Annotated in this window: 18 protein-coding genes; 2 read left to right on the top strand and 16 right to left on the bottom strand. The window is 38.2% G+C overall.

What is annotated here, in order from left to right:
• Window positions 1-42: 42 nt before the first annotated feature.
• From C8K15_RS01395 to C8K15_RS01325, 15 genes are all read right to left on the bottom strand, one after another.
• Complete coding sequence (locus tag C8K15_RS01395; protein ID WP_108584520.1) at window positions 43-1,962, bottom strand: penicillin-binding transpeptidase domain-containing protein; 1,920 nt, start codon at window positions 1,960-1,962, stop codon at window positions 43-45.
• 57 nt (window positions 1,963-2,019) lie between these two features.
• Entirely contained in the window at window positions 2,020-4,143 is a 2,124-nt protein-coding gene (locus C8K15_RS01390; RefSeq protein ID WP_483310825.1) for a penicillin-binding protein, read from the bottom strand.
• Between the two features lie 80 nt (window positions 4,144-4,223).
• A complete protein-coding gene (gene ftsL, locus C8K15_RS01385) occupies window positions 4,224-4,592 on the bottom strand; it encodes a cell division protein FtsL (protein ID WP_108584518.1) in 369 nt (122 codons plus the stop codon).
• Window positions 4,593-5,543, bottom strand: coding sequence for a 16S rRNA (cytosine(1402)-N(4))-methyltransferase RsmH (rsmH, locus tag C8K15_RS01380; protein WP_108584517.1), 951 nt, complete (start codon window positions 5,541-5,543; stop codon window positions 4,593-4,595).
• Between the two features lie 189 nt (window positions 5,544-5,732).
• Window positions 5,733-6,164 (bottom strand): division/cell wall cluster transcriptional repressor MraZ, encoded by a 432-nt coding sequence (gene mraZ / locus C8K15_RS01375; protein WP_108584515.1) that lies wholly within the window; start codon window positions 6,162-6,164, stop codon window positions 5,733-5,735.
• Between the two features lie 176 nt (window positions 6,165-6,340).
• Window positions 6,341-7,957: a bacillithiol biosynthesis cysteine-adding enzyme BshC gene (gene bshC, locus C8K15_RS01370; protein ID WP_108584514.1), complete on the bottom strand. Its 1,617-nt coding sequence runs from the start codon at window positions 7,955-7,957 to the stop codon at window positions 6,341-6,343.
• Between the two features lie 84 nt (window positions 7,958-8,041).
• Complete coding sequence (locus tag C8K15_RS01365) at window positions 8,042-8,431, bottom strand: DUF3397 family protein (RefSeq protein WP_108584512.1); 390 nt, start codon at window positions 8,429-8,431, stop codon at window positions 8,042-8,044.
• A complete protein-coding gene (locus C8K15_RS01360) occupies window positions 8,424-9,323 on the bottom strand; it encodes a ketopantoate reductase family protein (RefSeq protein ID WP_233260354.1) in 900 nt (299 codons plus the stop codon). The genes C8K15_RS01365 and C8K15_RS01360 overlap by 8 nt, the downstream gene beginning before the upstream one ends.
• Before the next feature lie 295 nt (window positions 9,324-9,618).
• Window positions 9,619-11,160 carry an acyl-CoA carboxylase subunit beta gene (locus C8K15_RS01355; protein WP_108584509.1) on the bottom strand — a complete coding sequence of 514 codons (1,542 nt, stop codon included), beginning with the start codon at window positions 11,158-11,160 and terminating at the stop codon, window positions 9,619-9,621.
• Window positions 11,161-11,203: 43 nt separating this feature from the next.
• Window positions 11,204-11,416, bottom strand: coding sequence for an acetyl-CoA carboxylase biotin carboxyl carrier protein subunit (locus C8K15_RS01350; protein ID WP_108584508.1), 213 nt, complete (start codon window positions 11,414-11,416; stop codon window positions 11,204-11,206).
• Window positions 11,413-12,771 carry an acetyl-CoA carboxylase biotin carboxylase subunit gene (locus C8K15_RS01345; RefSeq protein ID WP_108584506.1) on the bottom strand — a complete coding sequence of 453 codons (1,359 nt, stop codon included), beginning with the start codon at window positions 12,769-12,771 and terminating at the stop codon, window positions 11,413-11,415. The genes C8K15_RS01350 and C8K15_RS01345 overlap by 4 nt, the downstream gene beginning before the upstream one ends.
• Window positions 12,772-12,943: 172 nt before the next feature.
• Window positions 12,944-13,324, bottom strand: a complete 381-nt coding sequence (locus C8K15_RS01340; RefSeq protein ID WP_024535096.1) for a transcriptional regulator — start codon at window positions 13,322-13,324, stop codon at window positions 12,944-12,946.
• 55 nt (window positions 13,325-13,379) lie between these two features.
• Entirely contained in the window at window positions 13,380-14,141 is a 762-nt protein-coding gene (locus tag C8K15_RS01335) for an enoyl-CoA hydratase/isomerase family protein (protein WP_108584505.1), read from the bottom strand.
• Window positions 14,142-14,227: 86 nt separating this feature from the next.
• Entirely contained in the window at window positions 14,228-14,404 is a 177-nt protein-coding gene (rpmF, locus tag C8K15_RS01330; RefSeq protein WP_024535098.1) for a 50S ribosomal protein L32, read from the bottom strand.
• Between the two features lie 23 nt (window positions 14,405-14,427).
• Entirely contained in the window at window positions 14,428-14,958 is a 531-nt protein-coding gene (locus C8K15_RS01325; protein WP_108584504.1) for a YceD family protein, read from the bottom strand.
• Between the two features lie 123 nt (window positions 14,959-15,081).
• On the opposite strand from C8K15_RS01325, the gene C8K15_RS01320 reads away from it, so the two are divergent.
• Window positions 15,082-16,293 (top strand): nucleotidyltransferase, encoded by a 1,212-nt coding sequence (locus C8K15_RS01320; protein ID WP_108584503.1) that lies wholly within the window; start codon window positions 15,082-15,084, stop codon window positions 16,291-16,293.
• Here the strand turns inward: C8K15_RS01320 and C8K15_RS01315 are convergent.
• Entirely contained in the window at window positions 16,290-17,342 is a 1,053-nt protein-coding gene (locus C8K15_RS01315; protein ID WP_108584501.1) for a SepM family pheromone-processing serine protease, read from the bottom strand. The genes C8K15_RS01320 and C8K15_RS01315 overlap by 4 nt on opposite strands.
• A gap of 139 nt (window positions 17,343-17,481) precedes the next feature.
• Here C8K15_RS01315 and C8K15_RS01310 point away from each other — a divergent pair, with 139 nt between their 5' ends.
• A complete protein-coding gene (locus C8K15_RS01310; protein ID WP_233260348.1) occupies window positions 17,482-18,333 on the top strand; it encodes a hypothetical protein in 852 nt (283 codons plus the stop codon).
• The last annotated feature ends 257 nt before the right edge of the window (window positions 18,334-18,590 follow it).

Genomic DNA, 18,590 nt, shown 5'->3' with positions numbered 1-18,590 from the left:
ATGTATTCTCCTTCGGATAAACGATGGTTGTCGTTATTAATATTATTCACCTAAGTACAAATGAATCGTACCATCAACAGACAGTAAACTTTCTGCTTGTGGAAGCTGGGATATAATTTTCGTTCCGGTCCCGTGCCATTCAATTTTAAATGGTTCATCTACCATCATAATCTTATTTTTTTCTTGCCCTACTAAATCTGGAACTTCCCGCTCTATACTATCACCCCATCTATACTCTTTAGACAGTTGATCTTTGCTGTAATTGAATCCAATAAAAGGCGCGCTATCTTCAATAATTTCCCCTACAATTGGTGCAGCAATTACCCCACCAAACTGTAAAACATGTTTCGGATTGTCTATCGCTACGTAAACGACGATTTCAGGGTCGTTAGCAGGTGCAAAACCAATAAACGATACAATGTACTGTCCTTCAACGTAACGGCCATTTACAGCCTTCTGTGCAGTCCCTGTTTTACCGCCAATTCTCATTGTATCACGAAAAGCATTACGTCCTGAACCCTTAGCCACAACAGATTCTAATGCTTCCCTAACTTTTTTGGAAGTATCTTCGGATACAACTTGTCGGACTTTAGTTGGTTCATTTTCTTTAATGACCTCGTTCGTTTGTTCGTTATAAATCCGTTTCACGACATAAGGTTGAAACAAAGTTCCGCCATTAACTGCTGCTGCGACTGCTTGAACTTGTTGAATGGGTGTTGTGGAAATTCCTTGGCCGAACGATGTAGTCGCATGCTCGACTGGTCCATAACTTTCTTTAGAAAACAATATTCCTGAGGACTCTCCCGCAATGGATGATCCTGTTTTTTGCCCAAAACCGAAATCACGTATGTATTGCGACAGTTTTTCACGTCCAACACGTTGACCTAGTTCAATAAAACCTGGATTACATGAGTTCTCAACCACTTCTAAAAATGATTGGTGTTTATGTCCTGTTCTTTTCCAACATCGTAATCTTGTATCTTCCACTATTGCATAACCAGGATCATAAAATGAATCATTTTTCAAATCCACTTTACCTTCTTCTAGAGCAGCGGCAAGTGTAATAATTTTAAACGTAGAACCCGGCTCAAATGTCATTGACACAGGCAAGTTCTGATTATAAACGCTAGGACTCACTTTGTCATATTCCAATGGATGGAAAGTGGGAAATGATGCTAGAGATAAAATCTCGCCAGTTTTAGGATTCATAGCAATTCCCATAGCTTGATCAGCATCATATTTTTTCATAGCCTGGGAAAGTGCCCGTTCCATAATCTCATGAACGTCTAAATCAATGGTTAATTCAACAGTCGCTCCATCTTTTCCTTTGCCCCAACCATCATTCACATGAGGAAGTGAGCTTCCTTTCGCATCTGTAAATAAGCGTAAAGTAGATTGAGTTGACGTTAAATATTCATTATATTGGAATTCAATTCCAGCTAGCCCTTGATGGTCATATCCTGTAAATCCTAGAAGACGCGATAACAACTCGTCATGTGGGTAATCTCGAACATAATCAACACCTGTATACAATCCTGGGATTTGTAAAGATTGGATATCAAGAGCTGTACCAAGCTCGATGTTTTTGCCTTCAGGTGCCAATTTAATCAAAAATGTTTTTTGACTCATTTGATCTAGAAGTTTTTTTTCATCCGTATTTAGAGCAACGCTAAGTTTGGCAGCTGCACTTTCAACATCTTTGCTTTGAGCAGGCATAAAATAAAGGGTGGGAGCTAGTTTGCTTCCTACAATTAATTCTCCGTCTCGATCTCGGATATTACCCCTCGTTTGAGAAAAAGGTATTTCGCGATCCCAATTCTCTTCTGCTTTCTGCGTAAGCCATTCATATTGAAAAAACTGCATCACGACTAGTTTCCCTACAGACGCAACACTTAAACAAAAAAAGATAAGAAGCATTGTTCGAACTCTGATTCTCAATTGATGAGGCACTCCTGCCTTCATAAAACCACACCCTGTTTTTTAACAAGATATGACTGGAATGGAGTACCTATTCAACATTTAATCTTGAGGGAGCTTTTCTTCTCCCTCTTTTTCTATTTCTTTTTCAGCTTTTTTATTAGTAACTTCAGGAGTTTCTAATTTAATTACGATTGGTGCTTGTTCGTTCGTTACAGTTCCTTTGGAGACACTTTGACTAACCACATATCCGTTGCCAACGACTTCAATATTTAGTCCTGATAACATTTGGTAGACCAAGACATGTCGTTTTGACCAATTTGTAAAGTCAGGAATGGTTATTGGTCCATCCGTTTTCAACATTACTAAACTACCTGGTAGAATTTCAGTACCTGCTGAAGGAAATTGTTCAGTAATCTTTCCTTTTTCAGTATTACCGATAACAACTGGTTTCATCTTTTGTTCAATCATTTGACTTTCAGCCACCGCAACATCTTTCTCTTTAACATTTGGAAGAGTCACAGCTGGTGTAGATTTCACTTCTTCAGGTTTGATGTTCAAGTATTTCAAGCTATTTTCTGTAACGGATTTGAATATTTCAGATACTGGCATGGACCCAACTTCTGTCGCTTCTAATTTTGGTTTTGTTACCGCCACATAAACAACTAGTTGAGGATCTTCAGCTGGAGCCATTCCAAGGAATGAGTACAAGTAATTTTCATAACCTGCTAGATATTTACCTACCTCGTTCGGAATCTGAGCTGTTCCCGTTTTTCCCGCCACGGTATAATCAGTTAGCTCGAATCGTGCTGCAGTTCCGTGTTCAGAAGTCACTGTAGAAGCTAACAATTCTCTCATTTTCTTTGCAGTGTCCGCAGAAATTGGTTTTCCTGCTACTTCAGGTTTAGAATCGTGCATAACTTCTTTAGTTAATGGGTTTACAATTTTTTCAATTACATACGGCTTCATCATCATACCGTCATTTGCAATGGCGGTTTCAGCTTGAATGAGCTGCATAGGAGTTACCGTAGAACCTTGACCAAAGGTGGAAACAAGACGGTCAAGTGGATATTTACTTATGATTTTCCCACTTGCTTCATTCGGAAGGTCAATCCCTGTTTTCTTGCCAAATCCGAATTTGTCTAGGTACTCAAGAAATGCAGTATCTCCTAATCTTTCAAGTAAATAAGCCATTGCCACGTTAGAAGATCTCTGGAAACCTTCTAAAAACGTAATATTCCCCCACCCTTTTAAGTTATGATCTCGGATAGTAGTGTCGAGTAAGGTATATTTACCTGATTGGTACCAATCGTTCGGGTTCCATTTTTTTTCTTCCATTGCGGCTGCCACTGTAAATGTTTTCATAGTGGAACCTGGCTCTATCGTATTTTCAATCGTTTCATTCAACCAATTTGACGTAAGTCCTTCTCGCGTCTCTGGATCGAATGATGGACGTTGGCTCATAGCTAAAATTTCCCCTGTTTTCGGATCGGCTACCATTGCCACCATACTTGTGGGTGAGTATTCTTTCTCTACTCTAGTCATGGCATCCTCAAGAAAGTTTTGAACCGTTTTATCGAGTGTCAAGTGAATTTGATATCCATCTTGAGCAGGTGTCACCATTTCTTTAGAATTTGGTAACAAGTAACCCCACAAATCACCATCGTATTGAACTTTCCCGTTTTTCCCTGTTAATTGTTTATTATAAATCGATTCAAGGCCCATTTTGCCTATAGTTTGAAACGTTCCATCTGGTTGTTCTTCTTTTACAGCAAATCCAATTAGGTGCGAAGAAAACGTTCCATTTGGATAAAAACGTTTCCAATCTCGTACAAAAACAAGACCCGGTAATTTTTGTTTTTTTATTTTCGTCATAACTTCATGACTAATGTCGCGACCTGCTGATCCAAACTCTACTTGATAAACGCCTTCTTTTGACAAGCGTTCCACTAACTTCTCTTTAGATAATGGGATATATTGTGCAAGAACAGTCGCAGTTTTTTCTACATCATTTACATGTTTCGGGTTTTTTGCATTGTCTGTGGCTTCGGGACTTAGCACCGCAACTAAACGATAACTTAATGTATCTTCTGCGATGACTTCCCCATTTTTGTCTAAAATTTTTCCACGACTAGCATTTATAATTTGTTCTCTTTCGTACTTAGCAGCAGCTTTTGCAGCAAGTGCCTGCCCATCTGCTTCTCCCGTGACTTGGATAAAAATCATCCGTGACAACAATAGAAAAAAGAGCCCTCCGTATAACAAAAACATCAGAAAGGCTCCCCATTGAAATCGAAATTTCTTTTTCATTGTCCCTGTACAACCTTCACATTTTGCTCGTTCAGCTTCAAGCCTAATGCTTTTGCTTTTTCCCAAACACGTTCATACTTTGAGAGTTCGCTTACTTGAATGGACAAATCCGTATTTTGTTTTTTGGTTTCATCAATTTGTTGTTCAATTGATCGAATGTCTTGGTTTGCAGCATAAATACTAGCTTGTGTTTGTAGAATCATCACGCTAAACAATGCTACGACAGATACGAAGAGAGCAATTAATACCTTTTCACCTTTTGTAATAATTTTACGATTTGGTTTAATAGTTGGGTTGACTGCAGGCTGTGGATTAACGACAGGCTGCTTAATGTAATTTGTTTGTGTTCTAGCGTGCATAGCCATTTAAACACTTCCCTCATCTTTTATTTTTTCGGCAATTCTAAGTTTGGCTGATCTGGAGCGATTATTATGCAGTAATTCTTCTTCACTTGGTAAAATTGGCTTGCGTGTAACTAATTTGAAATGTGGCTCCATGCCCTCTGGGATAACAGGTAAATTTGGTGGTAATTCTGGATATGATGCTGCTTCTTTAAAGATTGTTTTGGTTATTCGGTCTTCTAAAGAATGGAATGTAATAACACTAATACGCCCATTAACAGCAAGTAGCTCTAAAGCATCTTGTAGTGATTCTTCGGCAGCTCCCAGTTCATCATTTACAGCAATTCGTATTGCTTGGAATACTCGTTTTGCAGGATGACCACCTTTTCTTCTAGCAGGTGCTGGAATTCCCTCTTTAATCAGTTCAACCAGTTGCCCTGTAGTTTCTATGGGCGCAATTTTTCGAGCTTCTTCAATTTTGCGTGCGATTTGTTTAGAAAACTTTTCTTCGCCATAACGATAGAAAATTCGAACTAAATCATTAAATTCCCAGTCGTTTACAACATCGTAAGCTGATAAGGAGGCTGTCATATCCATTCTCATATCTAATGGTGCATCGTGATTGTAACTAAAACCTCGTTCAGGTGTATCTAGTTGTGGGGAAGATACTCCTAAATCGTAAAGAATGCCATCAACTCTATCTATTCCTAATTCTTGTAAATTCGCTTTTATGTCACGGAAATTTGCATGTACAAACGTCACTTTATGAAGATGGTCTGCTAACCTTATTTTCGCATTTTCAATAGCAGTAGTATCTTGGTCAAAACATATTAACTTACCCTGATCATTTAATTGTTGAACTAAATACTCACTGTGTCCTGCGCCACCTAAGGTACAGTCTACATATATACCATCTGGACGAATGTTCAATCCGTCAACTGTTTCGTGAAGTAATACTGTTGTATGGTTGAACACTGAATCGTCCTCCTTTTTAAATTCAATAATGTTTTTCTATTCCAGCACCTGCGTCGAGCTATAGTGGCGCTTTTGCGCTCAGCCCAACAAGATGTGGGTCATGAAGGCGTCGCGATAAAATTTCTTCGTACTGCATTTTGCGACGAGTAAACGCAGGAGTAGGACGTCGCGATGTTAGCCTTCGAACGTTTATATATCAAAGCCGATCATATTTTCTGCCAAGTCGTTAAATGAGTCCTCTGATTCTTCAAAATAAGATGTCCAAGAATCTTTTGCCCAAATTTCAATACGGTTTGATACGCCAAGAACAATACATTCCTTTTCAACTTTTGCATGGGACAATAATGTACTAGGAATGTTTATACGGCCTTGTTTGTCAATTTCAACTTCAGTCGCACCAGAAAAGAAGAATCGTGTGAAAGCACGAGCATCTTTTTTTGTCACAGGTAGAGCTTTTAATTTTTCTTCGAGTTTTCGCCATTCATTCATAGGATAGCCGAATAAGCAGTTATCAAGACCTCGTGTTATCACAAATGTCTCATCCAGGTGCTCGCGAAATTTTGCCGGTATAATAAGACGGCCTTTCGCATCAACGCTATGTTGATATTCTCCCATGAACATGCTAGTCACCCCACTTATTCTCATAAATGTACCACATCCCCCCACTTTCCTCCACCAGTTTATAAAAAAAAATTACGAAATACCAAAAAATGTGATAATAGTACTTGTTGAAACAGATTGAAACCCTTTTCCTCCATAGAAAAAAGCCGTCTCAAAAAATGAGAAGGCTTTGATCATTAAAAAGTAAGGATTATATGTTTGCCATTAAATTCGAATGGTTGTGATAATAGATCGTCAATTAATGCTGGACCTACTTCATTTAAAAATAATAACGGACTGAACCATCTTTCTTGTAAAGTGTACTCAGGAAATAGAGTGCCTTCGATATGATTATACTTTCGAATCGTCACATCATGGCGTAATAAATTGGTATCTTCTATTTTCCGACTTAAGTACATGAACTGTTTGTTATGGTGTTCTAAATTTTTCTTCGTGACAAGGTTCAATGTCGGTCCAGCATTAGATAAGTGATTTTCTAATTTTTGATATTGTTCGATTAACGTTTGTTGAATTTCAAGTATCATTTCTTCAGCATCATCATCTTTAATATCGTTAATGAAATCTTGTTTACGTGACTGTAGCTCTCCATTGAAAACACTCTCGACTTGTAAATCTAATTCATTTAAATATTGATCAGACTTTTTGTCCACCATCGTTATGGACAATCTTGGCACCATGACTGGTAGTTCCATGTCAAAATGTTCGAACATTGTTTTAAATGCAGCCCAATATGCTAATTCCCCAGGACCTCCAATAAACGCCAAGACTGGGAATACCATTTCTTGCATAAGAGGACGAGTAACCACATTATTACTTAACCGTTCGGGTTGCTTAATCGCAATATCAAGCAATTGTCGCTTAGAGAATCGAAGACCTGCAGCTTCATTAAAAAATTCTCCGTTGTTGTACCTCAGTAAAAAGCGTTCTCCATTTTCAACAACAAACAAATTCGCACTATCTTCTGAGGCTTGTATTGGTTGACCGTAGCCCGCTAGTTGAAAATCTCTTTCTTGTTCAACCACGAGTGTTGCAATCTCTTTGGAATGTTCAATCATCTTCACAAAATAAGCTGATTCATATTCTCTAAGTGGTTTATAGGCGGCATCTATTAATAACAATCCTTCATTCGAGAAAAAGTCATGCATCATCACTGCAAAGAAATGACTGTATGAAGAAACATGAAGTGTCATGTTCAGGCATTTTTGAAGCAATTCTTTTGTATAAATTGTTTCAGTAAACTGCTTAAAAACATCCCGAATGAAAGATTGTAATTTTTCAGCTTCTACTGATGTTTCAGAGGCCATTTGTTTACGATTTGGACGATCATTGTACGTATGTTTTTGTAATCTCCCCAAATTCGGCGTAAATGTTGAATTGATTTCATCTAAGTCGTGGTCTTCTCCAGCAATCCAAAATACTGGAACGACCGGAATTCCTAATGCTTGTCGTTGTTGTTTAGCTAATAAAATAATTGATAGTGCTTTATGTACGGAATAAAGTGGTCCTGTCAGTAAGCCAGCTTGCTGACCACCAATAACTACTAGAGCGTCTTTTTCCAACTCAGCTAAGTGTAAATCTACTGCATCATTTTTCGGGAATTTTGTCATGTATTCGCGAACGACAGCTGTTAGTTGCTCTCTGTTTACTTGATGCGACTTCAATGATAAAGCTCGATTTTCATATGAAGTTTTATTCGGTAAATAATGAAAATACGTTAATAGTTCTTTTTTTTGAGCATGAAAATCCACTAGGAAAGGACTACTATTTGGTTGTTCAATTTGGTCAAATTTCATCATGGTAAACCCCTTTTGCGTGTAAATACAAATCGAGTATATCATTTGGTGGCACGACAGGAAAAACAAACGACTTATCGGACTTTAATTTACAAATTCTATTACTTTAAAGACGAAACCTATACACCACACAATAAAGAATGTTGCGCTTAAAACTATAAACAAAAATCTCCATATTTTTCTAATAAGTGGAATTAACTCAATTTCATTTTGAGACTTCCACTCTTGAAATGTCAGTATGACGCTTAAGAATAACGCCATACCTACCAAGAATCCAACAGTCTCGATTTTAAATAAGGATTGAACCGCAATCGGAACTGCAAAAAATAGTACCAATGTCGTTACATCTGCTGCATGACCAAAGGCTTTTGTCGTTTTTCTATTTAGTTTTTGAGAAACAATAAATACCACGATAAATATGGCAATAGGAAAAACTAAAAGAAAACTAATAATTAGTTGAAAAAAGTTACTCATGTTGCTCACCTTTTTCATCAATAGCTAACACTAATTGATAAAGCGTTCGTAAAAGGGGCAACTGTTTTTCTCTCCCTGCTGCCAAATTTAACAATTCTCCTACTATTGGTTCGATTTCACTTTGACGATGATTTAATCGATCTTGAAGCATGGAAGATTTGTTTGAAGATGTTTTTTCGCAAAGTGCCTTTACATCTTCGAAGGTTAACATAGATGAGATTTCTGGAAAGGCCGTTTGCATTTCCAGAAATAATGAGTGCATTAATTGAAAGGCTTGTTTATTTGAAATCAGTTTCCCATTCTCTATAAGTAGAATCGTCGTTATCGGATTTATACAAGCGTTTAATACTGCTTTTCTCAATGTGATAGCATAAGCGTCTTCTACCATTTCTATTTGAAATTTAGGTGTTTGAAAAATCGACATATCCATATATGTGTTAGGCGTTTTTTTGTATGGAGCAATTTTCGTTAATCCAATCCCTTTATGAATAACGGTGGTCGCATTATCTTTAATTGCACCGTGCTCAATTGTGGCAATATATATCTGTTCATGTTGCAACTGATTAATCCACTGTAAATGTGCAATTCCATTTTGAATAAATAACATCGGCGTAGTCAGTGGTAGTGACATTAAATTTTCTTTTATGTCATGTAAATGATGATACTTTACAGCTATTATCCACAATGCATCTGTTGGGGCTTGCCTATATTCTGCAAAAGCGGAGACATGCGAACGAACTTTTTCTCCATTGGTATGGACGAGTGTAACTCCGTGATTCCTTAAGTTTTCCGCTTGTTCAGTCGTCCGTGTTATGTATGTAATTTCATGTTTTTCCTCACTTAATAATGAGCCAATCAGCAATCCAATCGCACCCGCACCGACAATGACCACGTTCAATTCATAATCAACTCCCTTAAATCTTAAATAAGTTCAAAAAGGAGCACAAAAAGAGCCTTTTTTGGAACTCAGGTTAAGAGCGCCACTTCCTGCGGCAACACCTGAGTGACCAACTTCCTGTTGGCCTTAGGCGGCTTAGTCTTCGAGCACCGGAGCGTATGCTTTTAATACGTGAGGAGCGGAGAAGCAAGCCAACGAAGAGATGCGAAGCTATTTTTAGCGGACTTTTTGAACATCCTATAAATGAAAAGGTCTACCAACGTACGGCAGACCTTCCTCTTGCTATTGATTATACTGGATAAACTGGATGTTTACGAGGTGGTTGTGAAATATGTTTCGTACTATAAGCACGATAGCGCATTGCTAATACATCACGTAAATTACTTGGTGCAACAATTTCATCAATGATCAATTCAGATGCTAATTTATAGATATCAATTTCTTCTTTGTATTCTTGATGTTTTTGTTGAACAAATTGCAAACGTTCTTTCGGATCTTCGATTGCTTCTATTTTGTTCGAGAACACAGCATTTACTGCTGCTTCTGGACCCATTACTGCAATTTGAGCAGTTGGTAATGCGATACAAATGTCTGGCTCAAACGCTGGACCTGCCATAGCGTATAAACCGGCACCATAAGCTTTTCTTACGATGACTGAAATCTTCGGTACAGTTGCAGAACTCATCGCCATGATTAACTTTGCACCATGTCGAATGATTCCTGCTCGCTCGACCTTTGTTCCAATCATAAATCCAGGAACATCAGCTAAGAATAGTAACGGAATACCAAAAGCATCACATAAATTAATGAATTTGGTAGCTTTGTCAGCAGAATCTATAAATAATACTCCGCCTTTAACTTTCGGTTGGTTCGCAATAATTCCGACAGCTTGTCCTTCAATTCGTGCAAGACAAGTAATGATTTCCGGAGCAAACAATTTCTTCACATCAAAGAGTGAACCTTCATCAATTAACTGATCGATTGCTTCATACATATCAAATGGCGCATTTTGATTTTCTGGAATAATCGCTTCAAGAGTACGACCTTCTTTAATAGCTTTCGGTTCTACCACTTTCGGCATCTCAGTGAAATTCGCTGGGAAGTATGCTAAGTAACGGCGAGCTTCAGAAATTGCTTCTTGTTCAGTAGTTACTAATACATCACCACACCCACTAATCGAACAGTGCATGCGAGCTCCACCCATTTCTTCAAGTGTTACTTTTTCACCTATAACTTTTTCAGCCATACGTGGTGATCCTAAATACATAGATGCATTTCCTTCAACCATAATGACGATATCACAAAATGCAGGGATGTAAGCTCCTCCAGCAGCAGATGGGCCGAATAGTAAACAGATTTGCGGAACAAATCCAGACATTCTCACTTGGTTGTGGAATATTTTGCCTGCACCACGTCGGTTCGGGAACATATCTAATTGATCGGTAATACGTGCACCTGCTGAATCGACTAGATAAAGCATCGGTACTCGATTTTTCTCTGCAATCTCTTGAATGCGAATGATTTTTTCAACAGTACGCGATCCCCATGAACCTGCCTTTACTGTTGAATCATTTGCCATCACACATACTTGTTGTCCATTAACTTTTCCAGTTGCTGTTACGACACCATCTGCTGGTAGATCACCTGCTTCACAGTTTGCAAATCGGCCATCTTCTAAATACTCGCCATTATCAAAAAGTAAGGCTAAACGATCTCGAACAAATAATTTGTTTTGTTCTTTCATTTTTTCGTGATATTTCGAATGACCACCAGCGAAAATAGTTGTTAGCTTTTCTTCTAAACGATCGTTATATGTTGTTTTCTCCGTCATCTAAGTTGCCCCCTTTGATTCATCTCACTTACCCCAAGTGATTTTATTCAAATGTTACTAATACATCGCCTTCATTTACAAAATCACCAATTTGAGCTTCAATTTTCACAACTTTACCTGCAGTTTCAGCTTCAACTGGAATTTCCATTTTCATTGATTCCAAAACCATAACAGTTTGCCCAGCTGTGATTTCTTCTCCTACTTGTACTACGATACTAAATACTGTCCCTGCCATTGTCGATTGAATTTGTTTCATTTTATTTCCTCCTTTTGTTGTTCAAGCCATTGCGGTAATACCGCGGTCGTGTAAGTGCCATCTTGGAATGCTTTTGCATCTAAAAATTCTTGGAACAATGCTACATTTGTTTTAACTCCTTCAATCCTAACAGATGAAAAGAATTTTTGTGCTTTGTTAATTGCTTCTTGTCGAGAGTCCGCTTGAACAATTACTTTTGCAATCATTGGATCATAGAAAGGGGTAACGCTATTTCCTTCTTCGTAACCTGCATCGATTCGGATACCTTCAGTTAATCCCCATTGCAGCGTTTTGATATTCCCAGGTGAAGGGAAGAACGTTTTAGGATCTTCAGCATAAATTCGGAACTCTAGTGCGTGACCGGTTGAGTGAATATCCGATTGATTAATTACTGGAAGTGGTTCACCCTTAGCCACCAGTAGTTGCCATTCTACTAAATCAAATCCTGTAACTGCCTCTGTCACTGGATGCTCGACTTGAAGTCTTGTATTCATTTCCAGGAAATAGAATTGATTATCTTCGTCTACAATAAATTCTACTGTACCCGCATTGCGATAATTTACTGCTTTAGCAGCATCTACTGCTGCTTTTAACAAACGCTCTCGAGCCTCTTGTGGGAAATTCGGTGAAGGTGACTCTTCGATGACCTTTTGGTTTCTGCGTTGAACAGAACAATTGCGTTCATACAGATGCACGATATTACCATGTGTATCACCGAAGATTTGAACTTCGATATGACGACCACCAGAAATGTATTTCTCTAAAAAGACGACATCGTCTCCGAAATAAGCTTTTGCACGCGATTTTACAGAAACAAAGTTCTGACTGAGCGCTTGCTCATCGTCACAACGAATCATACCGATGCCGCCCCCGCCACTACTGGCTTTGAGCATAACTGGATATCCAATTCGCTGTGCTTCTTGAAAAGCATCCTCAATTGTATGTACGCCTTCATCTGTTCCAGGCACTACTGGCACACCTGCCGCTTGCATCGTCTGACGAGAACCAATCTTGTCGCCCATCTTATCAATAGTTTCTGGATGAGGACCAATAAAGATCATTCCTGCCTCTTCAATCTTCCTTGCAAAACCTGCATTTTCTGACAACAAACCATAGCCCGGATGAATTGCGTCAACCCCTTCACGCATCGCTAAAGCTAATATATCATCCGCTTTTAAGTAAGATTGTTGTACTTGGCTTGGACCAATTAAAAATGCTGTGTCTGCTTTTTTTACATAAGGTAATTCAGCATCCGCTTCGGCATATATCGCCACTGTTTCAATATGTAACTTTTTACATGTTTCGATGATTCTAAGGGCAATTTCTCCCCTATTAGCAATTAACACTTTTCGCATATGTTGTCCCCCTAAGTTGTTTAAACATGAAACCCCATCCTTCATAGTCTATACGAAAAATGAAAACGATTTCAACCTTTGAATGAAGAAATATTCAAACTTCACAAACAACATAGAAAAAAGCCGTCTCTTTTAAGAAATAATCTTGAAAGAAACAGCCTCTATTTTTATCTTAATTTTTTTGATGCAATAATGGACTTTCTGAGCATACACGCTGAATTTGTTGAACAAATGTTTTCAACTGTGCATGTTCTTTTTGGAGTCTATTATGCGCTTCTAACAGTTCATCGTAACTAGACATGGCTTGTTTCAAATGTGTATGCATGGGGTGTTGATATTTTTGTTTTGCATGATTTAAGTCTTGTCCATACGTATGTCTCAATGTTTTATTCCATCTAAAACCGCAAGCCTGTTTTGTACGGGATAGCTTTTCTGCAGCCACTTCAAATGCATGAATTTGAGTGCCTCCGTTTTTCACTATTTCCAATACTGTCGTTGCTAATTTATGATCATCTTCAGTAGTCCATTGATCTTTTCTTTTCACTTCAGTCATATCTTCTTCACCTCGCGTTTTTTTCTACTATATGCGCGAAGAAAAAGAATAGAAGTTATTTTCGTTTTGTTAAGAATTTTTGTACTGCCAGATGATGCTCATCCGCTTCCCAAAGGAGAGAGCAAGTTTGTACTTCTTCTCTTATTTGGTCTAATAGATTTTGCCCCGTCCATTTACGTATTAACATTTGTTTATAGGCACGATGTACGGTAGCTTCTACTTGTTTCATCTCTGCAAGAAAAGTGTGTAAGGCTAGTTCTTTGTCATCTTGGTATACTTGCGTAGCCCACCCGTTATCTAGCATGGTAGACGCAGGTAAAGGTTTGGCTTGGCTCAACATTTGCATAGCTATATCTTGTCTTGGTAGCTTCTCAAATAGAAAAGTGCCTCCACCCCATCCACTTGTGATGGCGAGAGAACCTTGTATAAAGCCGCACTTAGCTCGGGAAGACACTAAACGATAATCACAAGCAGTGGCGATTTCACAGCCACCACCGACTGCGTGACCATTTACAAGCGCAATTACAGGCACAGGAAGCGTTGCAATGTTATATAAGACTGTCGCCATTCGGTTAAGCATAGGGAACGCATCTTTTGCCGTATGTAGTCCGTGGAATATAGATAAATCTCCTCCGGAACAAAACGCATCGTCTCCTTCACCCGTGATGACGACAAACTTTATGGTTGAATCATTATGTACAGCTGAAACTAGTTTCTCGAAACCCACAATGATGTCGAAATTAATTGCATTACGTACTTGTGGTCGATTAATGGTAAATCTTATTATTTGATCTTCAAGATTAATAGTAAATGGCATATGTTTTGTCCTCCTAGTAAATAGAGAAAAAGACCATCAGAGAGCCATGGTCTCTCTGATAGCCTTTAATATGAACAAATACTGAATTATTTGCTCGCTACAACTTCTTTCCCTTTGTAATGTCCGCATGATTTACAAACATGGTGAGCCAATTTCGATTCACCACAGTTTGGGCAAGCTACCATTCCAGGTAGAGATAATTTGAAATGCGTACGACGTTTTCTTTTTACTGTTTTAGAAGTCTTTCTAAACGGTACAGCCATTGGTGGCACCTCCTTACAGATCGTTATTCGTCTGTTTGATCAAAATACTTTGCTAAATCAGCAAGTCTAGGATCCGATTTTTTAGGTTCATTTTCTTCTTTTGCAGCCAATTCCTCATCTGTTAAGTACGACCAATTTTTGCCGCCAGGTATCGGTTGATGCTCTGCACCTTCCTTAAACACTTGTATAGGGATTTCAACAATAATTAATTCTTCGAGTACAGGGTCGACATTTATAACATCGCCTTCTACAAAATGAATATCACCATCGTCTTCCTTATGTGCTTCTGACCAACTAAAATGTTCAACTGTTTGAATATCAAACGGATACTCAACATCTTCCCACGTGCGAGCACATGGTAAAGTAAGGGTGCCTGTAAGTTGAAAATGACAAGTCATTTGCGCTGCACCAAATGTGCAGTGCCCTTTTACATGAACGGGTGAGATTTTCCGGATGTCCGGGTTACGTGTCATAACTTCATCCAATTGTACCATTTCGTCAATTGGCATCCCGTCATGGCGATATTTAGATAGTTGATGAATTGCCCATTTCATTCGTTTATCACCTCAAGACAACAAAGTTGATTATATAATGCAGGAATTTAGATGTCAAGATAATTTCTTGTCACTCCATATTTTGACCAGTATAATCAAATAATATGAAAGGGGGTCACAATCTTGAAAGCAACTGGTATAGTCGTCGAACATAATCCGTTTCATAACGGACACTTCTATCATATCAAAGAATCCCGTAATAAAACAGCAGCAGATATTATTATCGCTGTAATGAGCGGAAATTTTTTGCAACGTGGTGAACCTTCACTTGTAGATAAATGGACACGGTCTGAAATGGCCTTAAAAGCTGGCGTAGACCTTGTTATTGAACTTCCTTATGTATTTGCCACAGCACAAGCCAGCGACTTTGCACGTGGGTCTATTGCATTATTAGAAGCCCTTGGTTGTGATGCTTTTTGTTTTGGTAGTGAAGAAGGTACAATTGAACCCTTTACTAACACATATGAAGTCATTACTTCACAACAACAGACTTACCAAAAATTGATTAAACAATACATGAAACTTGGATTTAGTTATCCCAAGTCTTTAAATCAATCTTACGCTGAGATCACTAAAGACAACAACTTACGATTAGTGGATTTATCAAAACCAAACAATATTCTTGGTTATCATTATGTAGAAGCAGCAAATCAAATAAACGCACGCATGAAGCCTTTTACTATCCAACGAATAATAGCTAATTACCATGATGAGGTTGACGAAAGCCAATCAATAGCAAGCGCAACTGGCATTCGTAAAGCAATTTTCGAAGAAGGATCCATTGATGCACTGGCAAATTTCATGCCACAAACTTCACTTGACCTTTTATTGAAATGGAAAGAGTCGGTCGGTGTGTTTGGCAGCTGGCCACAGTTTTGGCCGCGCCTTCGATTTACCATTATTCGTTCTTCTTTAAAAGAACTCGCTTCTTATGCAGAAGTGACAGAAGGCATTGAGAATTTAATTTATGAAGCTGCCATTAAAAGCGAAACATTTGAAGAGTTCATGACACATGTTAAATCTAAACGATACACTTGGACACGTATTCAACGCATGCTCACACATATTTATACAGGTTTTACTTGGGATGCATTAAAATCACATCCAAATCCGACCTATTTACGTGTACTTGGCATGACACACGAAGGTCAAAAATATTTAAATCAAAAGAAAAAAAGCCTTTCGTTGCCCCTCGTAAGTCGAGCTGCAGCAACAAAAGACTCTTTATTAGATTTAGATATTCGGGCAACAGATTTATATCAATTAGGACTTCAATCGTCTAAAATAGAACGTCCCATTGGTTTAGATTTTCGCAAAACACCGATTATCATTTAATTCTTTTTCGCTTCCATTTCTTCTAAATACGCTAATGCATCATCAACTGTTTTAACTGGCACGATTTTCATTTTCGTGCCAATTTTTTCAGCCACTTCTTTTGCTTCTAAATAATTTGAGCGTAAGGAAGGATTATTTTTCAAAACTTCCTCTGGTAACTCGTCATCAGGTGCAAAGAAAATCTCGATATCCGCTTCATTTGCAGCAATCACTTTTAAATCAATTCCGCCAATCCGTCCAACTTCTCCGGTTTCTTGCATCGTACCTGTTCCTGCCACATTATAACCTTTTGTTAAATCTTCATCCATTAGCTGATTCAGAATTTCTAAAGTAAACATCAACCCTGCTGAAGGCCCCCCGATATCATCCGCTTTAATGTTTACTTCTGGTGTCGTGGTAATTTCTTTATCTTCAGCAAACGAAATACCTAAACCGGCACGACTGGTTTCACTTGGAATCGGTTTTAATTCCACTTCAATTGACTCGATTTTGCCTTCACGCTCTACTTGTAAGGTGATGACATCACCTATAGCTTTTTCTCCCAAATAGTCAACCAAACTTTGTTGATTATCACTTGCCACTTCATCTATCTTAATAATTCGATCTCCAGCTTCAAGCAATCCGTCAGCTGCTCCACCAGGTAATACATTTAAAATAAACACGCCTTTTGTTGTAATTTCATAAGGCTTCCCTGCTTTTTCAAATGCTACTTGTATAGCATTGAACTGTGACTGTGACATGAGATGTAGTTGGCGAATATTATATTCTTTATCATCTTCATCAGGATTTCTCACCTGATTAGTTTCCAGTATTTTTTGATGATCCGAAACTTTAGCCCATGCATAAGTTAATGGCGTCGCTTTTGATAATGCGATAGTCATTAAACTCATTACTCCCTTATCATCTTCGTCTCCACCTTGGACACTTACGAGTGGTTCTAGTGGATAAGCCCCACCAGGTTTTGTGATGTATGCATCGACCGGATAAAAACTTGCGCTAATCAATAAAATACAGACTAAGAGAAAGCCAATTGTACTTTTCTTAAACATGTTTCTCCACCTCCATGATGACAAGCGTTCTTTCTGCATATATATAGTGTAGCACTTTCACTTTACTTCTGACAAAACGGTTGAAACGAGGAAATTCCGCATGCTACACAAGACTATTTTATTCATTTGCTGGTTTCTCATGACATTGTTTATTTTTATGCCGGGTATTGCCCATCAAGGAGCACAGTTAGGACTTGAAGTCTTTTTAAAGCGATTGTTACCTTATTTATTGCCTTATCTAGTCGTCTCTCAATGGCTCTTGTATGAACTTTACAAGAAAAACAAATGGCAGTCCCATGTCAGCAATAGTATTAAAATCTATGCAATTGGTGCATTTGGGGGGTTCCCAACTGGTGCTGCCACAATATCAACACTTTCACAATCAAGCATGATTAGTAAAAAACATGCGAGCCACTTATTAGGTATCTGTCATGCTCCTAGCCCCATGTTTGTTGTAGGAGTTGTTGGTAGCCAGTTTCTTTCATCTGTCAATTCAGGTATTATTCTTTTGCTTATTCTACATAGTATCAATCTCGTTTTTCTAGTGTTTCTACATGTATTCGTGCCCATGCCAAAAATTGTTAAAAATGATCACATTGTCAAACCCGTCACTTCACCATTAAGTGAAGGCATTAATCAAACAGCCTCTATTCTACTATTGGTCGCAACTACAGTTGTTTTCTTCACGACTATAAGTACGGTCATTAGGCAAATTATTAAGGTGATTTTTGATGGAGTTCCTCATCAAGTATCTGTCTTTATCTATTCGTTTTTTGAAATGACTGCTGGTTTAGAAATAGCTCATCAATTGTTTAAGATGGAAACGTTCTTTCCTCTTTTAGTTGTGAGCATTCTCTCCTTCAATGGCTTGAGTATACATATGCAAATCATGGTGTTGGCGAAATCAGCCAAACTTTCGTTAAGACCCTATATTTTTTATCGTTTTATTCATTTTCTTTTATTTGTAGGCAGTTGTTATCTTTTTCTATAAGAAAGTGCCCATACTTTTCTATGAGTCTATCTTATATTCTTTTGCCATAGTTTTAGACGTACACGAACGACAAAAGTTTCAAGTCATCTTTCGGCCATAGAACAAAGAATAGTTGGTTTTTCAACAGATACCTGACTCGTGAAAAAGCGAATCAGGTATTTCCTTTTGTGAATTAGGAGGAAATTGGATAGTTGCGACAATAAAGAGTGTGGCTACATCCTTCGGAACATCGGTAGATTCCATGAAAAAAGATGGCG

The sequence above is a fragment of the Paenisporosarcina sp. OV554 genome (assembly GCF_003058165.1).
Taxonomy (GTDB): domain Bacteria; phylum Bacillota; class Bacilli; order Bacillales_A; family Planococcaceae; genus Paenisporosarcina.
The sequence above is the reverse complement of the archived record's forward strand: the minus strand, read 5'-3'. Positions and strand labels throughout refer to the sequence as shown.